Source organism: Aeromonas sp. ASNIH8 (genome assembly GCF_002919855.1).
Lineage (GTDB): Bacteria > Pseudomonadota > Gammaproteobacteria > Enterobacterales > Aeromonadaceae > Aeromonas > Aeromonas caviae.
Window position 1 is genome coordinate 128,750 of record NZ_PQLN01000001.1, and the last position, 12,499, is coordinate 141,248.

Annotated in this window: 12 protein-coding genes; 8 read left to right on the plus strand and 4 right to left on the minus strand. The window is 61.5% G+C overall.

Annotated features, from left to right (window positions below):
- Nucleotides 1-2: 2 nt before the first annotated feature.
- The 4 genes from C3418_RS00600 to C3418_RS00615 all read right to left on the minus strand — a co-directional run bounded on the left by C3418_RS00600 (nt 3) and on the right by C3418_RS00615 (nt 5,342).
- Nucleotides 3-1,082, minus strand: coding sequence for a polyamine ABC transporter substrate-binding protein (locus C3418_RS00600; protein WP_219812679.1), 1,080 nt, complete (start codon nt 1,080-1,082; stop codon nt 3-5).
- Nucleotides 1,083-1,205: 123 nt separating this feature from the next.
- A complete protein-coding gene (locus C3418_RS00605) occupies nt 1,206-2,303 on the minus strand; it encodes a polyamine ABC transporter substrate-binding protein (protein ID WP_029314872.1) in 1,098 nt (365 codons plus the stop codon).
- A gap of 54 nt (nt 2,304-2,357) precedes the next feature.
- Nucleotides 2,358-3,719, minus strand: coding sequence for an aspartate aminotransferase family protein (locus C3418_RS00610; RefSeq protein WP_010676059.1), 1,362 nt, complete (start codon nt 3,717-3,719; stop codon nt 2,358-2,360).
- A gap of 291 nt (nt 3,720-4,010) precedes the next feature.
- Nucleotides 4,011-5,342 (minus strand): glutamine synthetase family protein, encoded by a 1,332-nt coding sequence (locus tag C3418_RS00615; RefSeq protein ID WP_010676060.1) that lies wholly within the window; start codon nt 5,340-5,342, stop codon nt 4,011-4,013.
- Between the two features lie 462 nt (nt 5,343-5,804).
- Between C3418_RS00615 and C3418_RS00620 the strand changes: the two genes are divergently transcribed.
- The 8 genes from C3418_RS00620 (at nt 5,805) to C3418_RS00655 (ending at nt 12,395) form a co-directional block, all read left to right on the plus strand.
- Nucleotides 5,805-6,191 (plus strand): TraR/DksA C4-type zinc finger protein, encoded by a 387-nt coding sequence (locus tag C3418_RS00620; protein ID WP_010676061.1) that lies wholly within the window; start codon nt 5,805-5,807, stop codon nt 6,189-6,191.
- A gap of 155 nt (nt 6,192-6,346) precedes the next feature.
- Nucleotides 6,347-7,207 (plus strand): hypothetical protein, encoded by an 861-nt coding sequence (locus C3418_RS00625; protein ID WP_010676062.1) that lies wholly within the window; start codon nt 6,347-6,349, stop codon nt 7,205-7,207.
- A gap of 191 nt (nt 7,208-7,398) precedes the next feature.
- On the plus strand, nt 7,399-7,845 hold the full coding sequence (locus C3418_RS00630; protein ID WP_041214237.1) for a DUF962 domain-containing protein: 447 nt from the start codon (nt 7,399-7,401) through the stop codon (nt 7,843-7,845).
- A 21-nt stretch (nt 7,846-7,866) separates the two neighbouring features.
- Entirely contained in the window at nt 7,867-8,346 is a 480-nt protein-coding gene (locus C3418_RS00635) for a CreA family protein (RefSeq protein WP_103857784.1), read from the plus strand.
- Nucleotides 8,347-8,423: 77 nt separating this feature from the next.
- Nucleotides 8,424-9,413, plus strand: coding sequence for a 2-hydroxyacid dehydrogenase (locus C3418_RS00640; protein WP_042864752.1), 990 nt, complete (start codon nt 8,424-8,426; stop codon nt 9,411-9,413).
- Nucleotides 9,414-9,517: 104 nt separating this feature from the next.
- Nucleotides 9,518-10,879 (plus strand): molecular chaperone, encoded by a 1,362-nt coding sequence (yegD, locus tag C3418_RS00645; RefSeq protein WP_048209589.1) that lies wholly within the window; start codon nt 9,518-9,520, stop codon nt 10,877-10,879.
- A gap of 178 nt (nt 10,880-11,057) precedes the next feature.
- Nucleotides 11,058-11,477 (plus strand): META domain-containing protein, encoded by a 420-nt coding sequence (locus C3418_RS00650; RefSeq protein ID WP_010676067.1) that lies wholly within the window; start codon nt 11,058-11,060, stop codon nt 11,475-11,477.
- Between the two features lie 69 nt (nt 11,478-11,546).
- Nucleotides 11,547-12,395: an HDOD domain-containing protein gene (locus tag C3418_RS00655; protein WP_039039670.1), complete on the plus strand. Its 849-nt coding sequence runs from the start codon at nt 11,547-11,549 to the stop codon at nt 12,393-12,395.
- Nucleotides 12,396-12,499 lie beyond the last annotated feature (104 nt).

A 12,499-nucleotide genomic window follows, 5' to 3' on the forward strand; every position in this document is an offset into this window, starting at 1 on the left:
GGTTAGGTTCCGGATTTGATCTTGGTCCAACTCCGGGTGATCAGGCGCTGCACCGAGCGGGGATGTGCTTCCTGCACATACAGACGCTCAAGCACCGCCTGGGGGGGATAGACAGACTCATCCTCGCGAACGGCCTTGTCCATGAACTCTCCCGCCTTGATGTTCGGGTTCGCGTAACCCACATAGTCGCTCACCTTGGCGATGACCTGCGGTTCGAGAATGTAGTTGATCAGGGCGTGAGCCTCTTTCACGTTGGTGGCATCGGCCGGGATCGCCATCATGTCGAACCAAAGATTGCCACCCTCCTTGGGGATGCTGTAGGCAATCTTGATCCCCTTGCCCGCCTCCTCGGCCCGGGACGCCGCCTGCAGGATGTCGCCGGAGAAACCCGCCGCCACGCAGATGTTGCCGTTGGCGAGGTCACCTATGTACTTGGAGGAGTGGAAGTAGGCCACATAGGGGCGCACCTTGAGCAGCTGCTCTTCGGCCCGCTTGATGTCCGCCGGCTCATGGCTGTTGGGGTTAAGCCCCAGGTAGTTGAGGGCCGCCGGGATCATCTCGTCCGCCGAATCGAGGAAGGCTACGCCGCACTGGGAGAGCTTCTTCATGTTTTCCGGCTCGAAAATGGTCGCCCAGGAGTCAATCTTGTCGACACCCAGCACTTCCTTGATTTTCTCGACGTTGTAACCGATGCCGTTGGTGCCCCAGAGGTAGGGCACGGCGTACTGATGGCCCGGATCCACCTTCTCGAGCTGCTTGAGCAGCATGGGGTCCAGGTTGCTCAGGTTTGGCAGCAGGGTGAGGTCCAGCTTCTGGAAGGCCCCCGCCTTGATCTGCTTGGCCAGGAAATTGTTGGAGGGCACGACCAGATCGTAGCCGGTGCGTCCGGTCAGCAGCTTGCCTTCCAGCGTCTCGTTGGAGTCAAACACGTCGTAGACGGTCTTGATCCCGGTCTTCTGCTGAAAGTCACTGAGGGTGGTCTCGCCGATATAATCGGACCAGTTGTAAAAATGAACCACAGGGGCTGCCTGGGTCAGATTTGCAAACCCCAGGGTCAGGGCCAGCGTTGCCATCTTGGTCATGTGCACTTATCAGTCCTCATTTGTGTGATTTTGCCAGTCGCGCATCCATACGCGCCGTCCAACCTGTCGGGTGGTCACCACCCTCCCGGCCGAACTGCGGACCGGGAGGGGTACTCGTCACTCTTACTTGCCTGACTTGATCTTGGTCCAGCTGCGGGTCATCAGACGCTGCACCTTGGCCGGCAGATCCGGGAAGGTGTAGATCTTCTTGAGGGTATCCGGCGTCGGGTAGATACCCGGGTCGGTACGGATCGCCTCGTCCACCAGCGGCGTGGCCGCCTTGTTGCCGTTCGGGAACTGCACCACGTTGGTGATGTTCGCGATCACGTCCGGCTTCATCAGGTAATTGATGAAGGTGTGGGCCGCCTCGACGTTCTTGGCATCCGCCGGGATGGCGATCATGTCGAAGAAGCTGCCTGCCCCCTCTTTCGGAATGGTGTAAGTCAGGCTGACACCGTTCTTGGCCTCGGCGGCACGCGCCTTGGACTGCTGCAGGTCACCGGAGTAACCGACCGCCACGCACAGGTTGCCGTTGGCCAGATCCGAAATGTACTTGGAGGAGTGGAAATAGGCGGTATAGGGACGGATGGAGAGGAACAACGCCTCTGCCTTCTTCAGCTCATCCGGCTTCTGGCTGTCCGGCTTGAAGCCCAGGTATTGCAGGGCGGCCGGCAGCATTTCGGTCGGCGAGTCGAGGAAGGAGACACCGCACTCCTTCAGCTTGGCCATGTTCTCCGGCTTGAACACCAGATCCCAGGAGTCCACCGGGGCATCGGCCCCCAGCACGGCCTTCACCTTCTCGGCGTTGTAGGCATAGCCGATAGTGCCCCACAGGTAAGGGATGGAGTATTGGTTGCCCGGATCGCTCGGTTCGAGCGCCTTGAGCAGGTCGACGTCCAGGTTCTGCCAGTTGGAGAGTTTGGACTTGTCCAGCTTCTGGAAGACACCTGCCTTGATCTGCTTGGCCAGGAAGGGGTTGGACGGTACGACGATGTCATAGCCCGACTTGCCTGCCAGCAACTTGGCTTCCAGCACTTCGTTGCTGTCGAACACGTCGTAGACCACCTTGATGCCCGTCTCCTTCTGGAAGTTTTCCAGCGTATCCGGCGCGATGTAGTCGCTCCAGTTGTAGACGTGCAGCACCTTCTCGTCGGCCATCGCCCCGGTACTCATCATGACCAGCGCCACGGAAGCAGCCATCATTCCCTTTTTAAAAGACATAGTCCTTGTCTCCTAAGCAAATTGTATGCGTAAGCCAACCTGCCCGGTTCCCGCCTATTCCCGCAGCTTTGCAGCCGTCAGGTCCAGACTGAGCCTGGCCAGTTTGACCAATTCATCCACCTGTTCCTCGGTGATCACCAAGGGGGGCGATATGATCATGGTATCGCCGACAGCCCTCATCACCAAGCCATTGTTAAAACAGAACTCCCGACAGGTCATCCCGGCATGGAGCTCGGCCGGGAAGCGACGTTTCGTCTGCTTGTCCTGCACTATTTCCAGCGCGGCGACCAGGCCTTTTCCACGGGTTTCCCCCACCAGCGGATGGTCCGCCAGCTCAGCCCAGCGGCGCTGCAAATAGGGGCCGATACTATCATGAACTCGCTTAACTATGCTCTCCCTTTGCATAAGCTGGATGTTGGCAATGGCCACGGCGCAGGCGACCGGATGGCCGGAATAGGTGAAGCCATGGTTGAACTCCCCCCCCTCTTCCACCAGCACCCTGGCTACCCTGTCCCCCACCATCACGGCGCCCATCGGCAGATAGCCGGAGGTAATGCCCTTGGCCAGGCACATGAGATCGGGTTTGATACCAAAACCTTCACTGGCAAACCAGTGGCCGGTGCGGCCAAAGCCGCAGATCACCTCGTCGGCGATGAGCAGGATGCCGTACTGGTCGCAGATGCGCTGGATCTCGGGCCAGTAGCTCTCGGGCGGAATGATGACCCCCCCCGCACCCTGGATAGGCTCGCCGATGAAGGCGGCTACCTTGTCCACGCCCAGTGCCAGGATCTTCTCTTCCAGCTGGCGGGCACGGGCCAGACCGAACTCGTGGGCGCTCATGCCCTCTCCCTCACCGAAGTGATAGGGCTGGTCGATGTGTACTATGCCCGGAATGGGCAAGCCGCCCTGGGCGTGCATCCCCTTCATGCCGCCCAGACTGGCCCCCGCCACGGTGGAGCCGTGATAGGCATTGTGGCGGCTGATGATCACCTGCTTGTCAGGTTGTCCCTTGCTGGCCCAGTAGTGACGCACCATGCGCAGCACGGTGTCGTTGCACTCGGAACCCGAACCGGTGAAGAAGACGTGGTTGAGGTGAGAAGGGGTGATCTCGGCCAGCAGGGTGGCCAGCTCGGCAGCAGGGGGGTGGCTGGTCTGGAAGAAGAGGTTGTAGTAGGGCAGTTGCTGCATCTGGCGAGTGGCGGCATCCACCAGCTCCTGACGGCCGTAGCCCATGTTGACGCACCACAGACCCGCCATCCCGTCCAGAATGCGCTTGCCTTCGGAGTCTTCCAGATAGACGCCTTCGGCCTTGGTGATGATGCGACTGCCCTTCTTGTTCAGGGCCTGAAAATCGGTAAACGGATGCAGATGATGGCTGGCTTCCAGTTGCTGCCACTCACGGGTGGTGTGCTGCATTGCTTGCTCCTCGGTTCCTTCGATTCGGCGAATCTTGTCGCCATTCATGAGGGCACGGGTGGCCTGCCCGGTCACTGCCATTCACGGGGCTGGCACTCTCTTGCCTGCTCGATGCCTTTCCATGGGGCGAACATCGTCGCCAGTTGATTGCAGGTGACGCCCCTCTCCATTGCGGGAGCGGGCCTCACCTATACTCGGTGCCTTCCGGGTCGCGGGCGCCGACGCGAGACGGGCCTTCGGCACCTTGCTTGCGATATGACGGGGAGAGGCCTCGCCTCCCCCGGGGACAGATCAGACGTTCAGCAGCAGGAATTCCCGTTCCCAGCGGCTGATCACGCCGAAGTAGGTCTCGTACTCCTTGCGTTTGACGGCCACGAAGGCGCGGATGAAGCGCTCCCCCAGCATGTCCTTGATGGGTTCACACTGCTCCAGGTGGCTCAGCGATTCCTCCAGCGAGCGGGGCAGGCTGTAGGGCAGGTCATAGGCACTCGCCTTCATCTCCTGCATGGGTTCGAGCTTCTCCAGCATGCCGAGGTAGCCGCAGGCCAGGGTGGCGGCCAGGGCCAGATACGGGTTGGCATCGGCCCCGGCGAAGCGGTTCTCGACCCGGCGTGCACTCGGTTCGGAGAAGGGGACCCGCAGGCCGCAGGTGCGGTTTTCCACCCCCCACTGCACGTTGCGCGGCGCACTCTCGCCAAAGGTGAGGCGGCGGTAGGAGTTGACGTTCGGCGCCAGCAGAGCTGTCACTGCCGGGGTGTATTTCTGCAGGCCGGCGATGAAATGCATGAACAGATCGGAGTTGCCCCCTTCGCTGGTACCAAACAGGTTGTTGCCATCCATGTCTTCCAGGCTCTGGTGGATGTGCATGGCGGAACCCGGTTCGTTGCTCATGGGCTTGGCCATGAAGGTGGCATAGATGCCGTGGCGATGAGCGGCCTCGCGCATGGTGCGCTTGAACAGAAACACCTGGTCGGCGAGATCGATGGCATCCCCGTGCAGGAAGTTGATCTCCATCTGGGCGGCACCGGATTCGTGGATCAGGGTGTCCACCTCCAGCTCCTGGGCCTCGCAGTAGTCGTACATGTCCTCGAAGATGGGGTCGAATTCGTTCACCGCATCGATGCTGAACGACTGGCGGGCCGTTTCCGGGCGGCCGTTGCGGCCCACCGGCGGTACCAGCGGATAGTCGGGATCTTCGTTGCGGGTCACCAGGTAGAACTCCAGCTCCGGCGCCACCACCGGCTTCCAGCCCTGCTTCTCGTAGAATGACAGAACCCGGCGCAGCACGGAGCGGGGAGCGATGTCGATGAGCTTGCCGTTGACGTCAAAGCAGTCGTGGATCACCTGGGCGGTGGGCTCCAGCGCCCAGGGTACGAAACGAATGGTGTTGGGATCGGGGTAGAGCTGCATGTCCCGCTCCAGCGGGTCTATCATGCTGTCGTCATCCGGGTACTCGCCGGTCACCGTCTGAGTGAAAATGACCTCGGGCAGCCGCATGCCCCCCTCGCGCAGAAACTTGTTGGCTGGAATGATCTTGCCTCGGGCATTGCCGGTGAAATCCGGAAACAGGCACTCCACTTCCGTGATGCGATTGCTCTCCATCCAGCCCTTGATACTGTCCATGTTAAACCCCGACTTTACGGTTGCCATTGTCAAGGGTGTCTAATATAAGGAACACCCTTGTTAAGAAAATGTAATCGACCACACCATGAAAGCCCGTGATAAAGGCCTTTGTCAAGCAGCGGTGTTTAAAAAACTATAAACAACGGCCTGTATAATGACCATCTCGGCACCAAATACTAAACACTTTGTGTCACGATCAGCCCACTGCAAGCTCGATGCCAACGGCGGCGGGATCTCGTTCGATACTCAGTCAGACCCTGTCGGAGAAGGCCCATTTCTTTGCAAGGGCGCACACTCCTTATCCAATTTCCTTTGCATGTCTGCATTTTTTTGGTACAAGGCCCGCCCTGATTTGCACTCTCCTGCATGGATTTGGTGCAAAACGGGATACAAGGGCTTGGTCTGACGACAGACAGCCCCCATCAATGGGTAACATTGGGAAACTGACTGGTAGCAAACCGTATGTGTGATTTCATGACAGAAGACCAACTGACCTTCTACAAAGGCCAGATCGAGCGACAAATCCTTGAGCTCGAAGAACGTCTCAACTCCCAGGCCAGCCAGGCTATCGCCACCGATACCAACGAGATGGCGGATGAAATTGACCGTGCCAGTGTCGAGGAGGCCCGTCGCCTGGAGCTGAACCGCATCGAGCACGACAAGTTGCACCTGCGCAAGCTGAAAGGGGCGTTGAAGCGGATCAATGAAGGGGATTTTGGCTATTGCGAATCCTGTGGCGACGAGATCTCTCTCAAGCGGCTGCAGGCCCGTCCCGAGTCCCGCTTCTGTGTGGAATGCCAGAGCACCAAGGAATTCAACGACACTCACGTGTTCCGTCGCGTCGCCTGATGCGGCGAACAAGCCCGGCCTCGGTACGAGCCGGGCACAGGGCAGGCCATGCCCGAAGATGACGCGGCCGGGTGATCCCCGGCCCCTTTCACAGCAAGAGCGTGACAACTTCTGTTAGACTCCGGGCAAGTCCCGGATCCTAAGGAGATCAAAGCGTGAAATGGCTCATCAGGCTGTGCTTGTGCCTGCCATTGCTGGCACAAGCACAGACGCTCACCGTCAAGGTCCCCAGCCGACCGATCAACGATCTCGACAACGAATACCAGCTCAAGCTGCTGGAACTGGCGCTCAACCACGCCGGGCAGCCCTACAAGCTGGAGCGGGTCGACCTCAATCTCAACCAGTACAGCCTCCAGCAGGCGCTTGCCAAGGGCAAGGTCATCAATGTGTTCTGGATGGGTACCTCCAGCGCGCTGGAATCCTCCCTCACCGCAGTGCCAATCCCGCTGTTTCGTGGCCTGGAAGGGCTGCGCCTCTCCTTCATCCACGCCGATGCCCAGGAGCGGTTCAACCAGATCAACACCCTGGCAGACCTCAAGAAACTGAAAGCCGCCCAGGGAGTGGGCTGGGCCGACAACAAGATCCTGGAACTGGCAGGCATTCCCACCTATGCCGGGCGCTACAGCAACCTGTTTCGCCTGATGAATGACGGTGACAAGCTGGACTTCTTCCCCCGTGGTCTGGTGGAAATCTTCGCCGAACGCAGCGAGCTGGCGGCACAATATCCCAACCTGGTGATCGATCAGCACCTGCTGATCCGTTACCCCTTCGCCGAGTTCTTCTTCGTCAGCCCGGAATCGCCGAAGCTGGCCAAGGCGATACAGACCGGCCTCGAGCGTGCCTATGCCGACGGCAGCTTCATGGCGTTCTTTCGGGAGAACCCCAAGATCCGCGAGGCCCTGGCCAGCGCGAATCTGGAGCAGAGAGTCACCATCGCCCTGCCCAATCCCGACATGACCCCCTTGCTCAAAAGCATTCCGGCCCAATATTGGGAATATCCACCGTCGCAGGAGTAAATGGACACGATATCCGGCGTTGAGAATATCCACCGCTGCGAGCATGAACGGACACGGTATCCCGGCATTGGGAATATCCGCCGCCGGGAGCGTGATCAGCCGCGGGTCATCCCATCCGGTGGGCGCAGCCCGCCGCAGACGCACAGGAACGCGAGGTCGCCCGGCCTCAATACGCGCACCAGGGAGGTGCCATGAAACGACTGGATGACTGGTTTCGCGACTACGGCCAGAGCCATCAACACCCCGTCAATGTGGCCATCCACAAGGTGGCGGTGCCAGGCATCTACCTCTGCATCCTGGCCCTGCTCTGGTGCCTGCCCGCCGGTCCCCTGCCAGCGTCCTTCAACTGGGCGGGGCTGGTGGCCATCCCGGTGCTGGTCTTCTACCTGCGGCTGTCGTTGACGATCTTTACGGGGATGACCGCCCTGACCGCCCTGGGACTGGCCTTCTGCCACGTCTGGCAGGGGCCGCTGCTGTGGCCTGCTCTCATCGGGTTCGTGCTGTTCTGGATAGCCCAGTTCGTCGGTCACCATATCGAGGGGAAACGCCCCTCCTTTCTCACCGACCTGCAATTTCTGCTGGTAGGCCCCGCCTGGGTGCTGGCCAGCCTCTATCGTCGTTTGGGCATCCCTTTCTGAGGGAGGCCAACAGGAGAGACCATGAGACATCCTCAGACCCTTGCTCGCACCCTGCCCCTGCTGCTGGGGGCACTGATGACCGGCCCGGTGCTGGCCGACAAGGCAGATCCCGTCGGCGAGGTGAGCACCGCTTTCAAGCTGCTCGGCCCCAACCACAAGATCCTGGTGGAGGCGTTCGACGACCCGAAAATCGCCGGTGTCGCCTGCTATCTGGCGCGCCCCAAGACCGGCGGCGTCAAGGGCGGACTCGGGCTGGCGGAAGATCCCTCCCACGCCTCCCTCTCCTGCCACCAGATCGGCCCCATCACCCTGCCCGCCAGGCTGAAGGCGGGGGAAGAGGTGTTCGATGTCAGCACCTCGCTGGTGTTCAAGGAGCAGAAGGTGGTGCGTTTTTACGACGAGAAGCGCAATGCCCTTGTCTATCTGACTTACAGCACCAAGTTGGTGGATGGTTCGTACAAGAGTGCAGTGAGTGCCGTCCCCATCATGCCCTGGGGTTGAAACAGCACCACTTATCCCGTGATGACGGTCACTATTTGTTGTAATTTAACCACATCATTATCTACGGAGAGCGCACCATGAGAGTCGCCGTTTTCAGTACCAAGAGCTACGACAAGGAACATTTCCACCAGGCCAACGCCCAGTACGGTTTCGATCTGGAGTTCTTCGACGTGCGGCTGGAGGCCAAGACGGCCCGTCTCGCCCACGGCTTCCCCGTGGTCTGCCTGTTCGTCAACGATGATGCCGACCGCGAAGTGCTGACCGAGCTGGCGCAGTACGGCACCAGGGTCATCGCCCTGCGCTGCGCCGGTTACAACAACGTGGATCTGGCCGCCGCCAAGGAGCTGGGACTCAAGGTGGTGCGGGTGCCTGCCTACTCCCCCGAGGCCGTTGCCGAACATGCGGTGGGCCTGATGATGACCCTCAACCGCCGCATCCATAAGGCGTATCAGCGCACCCGGGACGCCAACTTCTCCCTGGAGGGGCTGGTCGGCTTCAACATGCATGGCCGCACCGCCGGCATCATAGGCACCGGCAAGATCGGCATCGCCACCTTGCGCATCCTCAAGGGGTTCGGCATGCGCCTGCTGGTGAGCGATCCCTATCCGAACCAGGCGGCCATCGATCTGGGCGCCGAGTACGTGGATCTCGACACCCTATTCCGTCAGTCCGATGTCATCAGCCTGCACTGCCCCCTGTTCAAGGAGAACTATCACCTGCTGAACAAGGAGGCCTTCGCCAAGATGAAGGACGGGGTGATGATCATCAACACCAGCCGGGGCGGCCTGCTCGACTCCAACGCCGCCATCGAGGCCCTCAAGACTGCCCGCATCGGCGCCCTGGGGCTGGACGTCTACGAGGAGGAGGAAGACCTCTTCTTCGAGGACAAGTCCAACGAGGTGATCACCGACGACGTCTTCCGCCGCCTGTCTGCCTGCCACAACGTGCTGTTCACCGGTCACCAGGCCTTCCTGACCCGGGAGGCGCTGCACGCCATCGCCGACACCACCCTCAGCAACATCCAGGCCATCGAGAGCCAGGGCCGCTCTGACAACGAAGTGGAGTGATCCCTGAGGCGTTGTCGCCACGCCATTGATCCCGCCGCCGGGTTGTGAGACCCGGCGGCATCGGGTAGGCTACCAGCCCTTTTTTGTACAGGAGTCTGGCCAGCATGTTCATCGGATTTGATTACGGTACCTCCAACTGTGCCGTCGCCGTGATGGAACAGGGCAGCCCCAGGCTGCTGACCCTCTCCGGTTCCCATTACCTTCCCTCCACCCTGCACGCCCCCCACCGGGACGCCATCGCCGGCCTCCTGGCCGAAGGCCTGGCCCCCGTCCAGCAGAGCGAATACCTCAAGCTGCGCGGTCCCGTGGTGACCCGGGCACAAGCGGTGCGCCGCCAGATGCGCGAAGAGGGACTCATCGACGAGCTGAGCTTCGGCGGTGCGGCGCTGGCGCGCTATCTGGAAGAGCCGGACGAGGGCTACTACATCAAGTCCCCCAAATCCTTTCTCGGGGCCTATGGCCTCAAGGCTCCCCAGATCGCTCTGTTCGAGGACATCGTCTGCGCCATGATGCTGCACGTGCGCCGGGAGGCGGAGCAGCAGACGGGCAGCACCATCCGCCAGGCGGTGATCGGCCGACCGGTCAACTTCCAGGGACTGGCGGGGGAAGAGAGCAACCGCCAGGCCATCGCCATCCTGAGGGAGGCGGCACGCCTCGCCGGGTTCGAGCGGGTGGAGTTCCTCTATGAGCCGGTGGCCGCCGGCTTCGAGTTCGAAGCGCGCCTCACCGAGGATGCGGTGGTGCTGGTGGTGGACATCGGGGGCGGGACCACCGACTGCTCCGTACTGCGCATGGGCCCGAGCCACCGTGACCAGCTGGATCGCAGCGGCGATCTGCTCGGTCACAGCGGCCAGCGCATCGGGGGCAACGACTTCGACATCCGCCTGACCGTGGAGGGCATGATGCCGCTGCTCGGCATGCACGAGACCCTCAAGACCGGCAAGCCACTGCCCCATCCCCTGTTCTGGGACGCCGCCGCCATCAATGACGTCAGTGCCCAGAGCCGTTTCTACAGCCTGGATACCGCCCGCCAGTTGCAGGATCTCCAGCTCGACAGCCAGCCAGGCAGCAAGCTCCCGCGCCTCGCCAGCCTGCGGGCCCACAAGCTGAGCCATCAACTGGTGTGGCGCGCCGAGCAGGGCAAGATCGCCCTCTCCGACCACGAGCACAATCACCAGACCCTGAACGAGCTGGAAAAAGGGCTGGAGGCGGCACTCACCCGCCCCCAGCTGGCCAGTGCTTCCGCCCCCTTGCTGGAGAAGATTGGCGAGCTGATGGACGAGGCGATCCAGGCGGCAGGCGTGCAGCCTGACCGGGTCTTCGTCACCGGCGGCAGTGCCCGCTCCCCCCTCATCAAGGCCTTCATCCAGCAGAAACTGCCCAAGGTACCGCTGGAGGGGGGTGATGACTTCGGTTCGGTGGCCTCGGGCCTCGCCCGCTATGCCGAGCGGCTGTTTGCAGACTGAGACGGCCAGGGGAACCATGGTCAACCGATAGACAGGTTCGCTCGGAGCGGGTGTTGCCATTTGCCGACACCCCCTCTTCCCCCGGGGCGACAGAAGCGGTCGGGCTCCTCCCCCCTCGCCCTGCCGCCCGGGCCCGGGGACGGGTATGCTTGTCATACCCACCACCGGAGCCCCTTCAATGCCCAGATACCTGCTACTGCTGCTCGCCCTGCTTCTGCTCAGCGCCTGCAGCAGTGCTCCCCGCTTTGCCTCGCAAGATCTGCAACACCATCACTGGGTGCTCGATCGGCTGGATGGCCAGGCCATCGCCAGCCGCCGCAGCAATCCCCCCGACATCGAGATCGGTGAACACTTCACCGTCAACGGCATCGCTGGTTGCAACCGCTACTTCGGCCAGGGCCACCTCAAGGGGAACAAGCTCTGGGTCACCAGCCTCGGCAGCACCGCCATGGCCTGCCCCCCCGAACTCGATCTGATAGAGCAGGCCGTGCTCGCCACCCTGACGGAGGGGGCCACACTGAGCGGTTCCACCCAGACCCTGATCCTCCAGGGAAAACGGCACCGTTTGGAATACAGGCTGCAAGACTGGGTGTACTAGGGCTCACAAAACCGCTCGCCAGCAGGAACAACTGGCCAGGCTGTGGCACAATATGAGGCATTGTTAGCAATGGAGGCTGCCTCAGCCATGTCGATGGATCGCCTGTTTGGCAAGATCAAGCAACTGCCCACAATTCCGAAACTGCTGCACGAGCTGATGCAGAGTTTCAACGACGAGAATGCCCGCATCGACGAGATCGCGGCCAAGATCGCCATGGACCAGGTGATCAGCGTCAAGGTACTGCGGATGGCCAACTCCGCCGCCCTGCGCCGTGGCAATGAAATCACCTCCATCGAACAGGCGGTGATCCGCCTCGGTTTCAACCGCCTGCGCTCCGTGGTGGTCGCCTCCGGCATCATCAGCAGCTTCAAGGCCCCCCCCGGCTTTGACAAGCTCCACTTCTGGACCCAGACCTTCCAGGTCGCCACCATTGCCCGCACCCTGGCACAGCAGACCACCTCGGTGGATCCCGAGACCGCCTTCACCTGCGCCCTCATTCACAACATCGGCGAGCTGCTGATCCAGAGCACCCTGCCGGAAGAGGCGGGGCTCATCAATCTGGCCATCGAGAAAGGCAGCAGCCGAGTCGATGCCCAGCGGGAGATGCTGGGTTACGACTATGCCCAGCTCGGCGCAGAGCTGGCGCGGCGCTGGAACCTGTCGCCCGCCTTCGTGGATGCCATCGCCCAGCAGCTCGACCCCCTCTCCCACGATCCGGTCAGCAAGGAGGCCGTGCTCATCCGGCTCGCCGTCTTCGTCTCCTTCGCCTGGCAGGCCGGCGTACCGGCACAGGCCATCATCGCCCGTTTCCCCAGAACCCTGGCTGACCAGCTGGGGCTGGATCCCGCCAGCCTGGCGGATCAGCTGGAGCAGCTCCACGAACAGGGCAACGCCCTGGCCGATTTGCTGACCCAGTAGATGCACAACGGCCGATCAGCAGGAGCCGGATCCCCGTCTCATTCTGGCGGATCAGCTCGAACAGCTGCACGAACAGGGCAACGCCCTTGCCGATTTGCTGACCC

Bases quoted from the DNA above. Each gene is read 5' to 3' on its own strand.
- C3418_RS00635 (WP_103857784.1), top strand. From the start codon at position 7,867: ATGAGACATCCTCAGACCCTTGCTCGCACCCTGCCCCTGCTGCTGGGG.
- C3418_RS00600 (WP_219812679.1), bottom strand. From the start codon at position 1,082: ATGACCAAGATGGCAACGCTGGCCCTGACCCTGGGGTTTGCAAATCTG.
- C3418_RS00615 (WP_010676060.1), bottom strand. From the start codon at position 5,342: ATGGACAGTATCAAGGGCTGGATGGAGAGCAATCGCATCACGGAAGTG.
- C3418_RS00650 (WP_010676067.1), top strand. From the start codon at position 11,058: ATGCCCAGATACCTGCTACTGCTGCTCGCCCTGCTTCTGCTCAGCGCC.
- C3418_RS00640 (WP_042864752.1), top strand. From the start codon at position 8,424: ATGAGAGTCGCCGTTTTCAGTACCAAGAGCTACGACAAGGAACATTTC.
- C3418_RS00605 (WP_029314872.1), bottom strand. From the start codon at position 2,303: ATGTCTTTTAAAAAGGGAATGATGGCTGCTTCCGTGGCGCTGGTCATG.
- C3418_RS00630 (WP_041214237.1), top strand. From the start codon at position 7,399: ATGAAACGACTGGATGACTGGTTTCGCGACTACGGCCAGAGCCATCAA.
- C3418_RS00610 (WP_010676059.1), bottom strand. From the start codon at position 3,719: ATGCAGCACACCACCCGTGAGTGGCAGCAACTGGAAGCCAGCCATCAT.
- yegD (WP_048209589.1), top strand. From the start codon at position 9,518: ATGTTCATCGGATTTGATTACGGTACCTCCAACTGTGCCGTCGCCGTG.
- C3418_RS00655 (WP_039039670.1), top strand. From the start codon at position 11,547: ATGGAGGCTGCCTCAGCCATGTCGATGGATCGCCTGTTTGGCAAGATC.
- C3418_RS00620 (WP_010676061.1), top strand. From the start codon at position 5,805: ATGTGTGATTTCATGACAGAAGACCAACTGACCTTCTACAAAGGCCAG.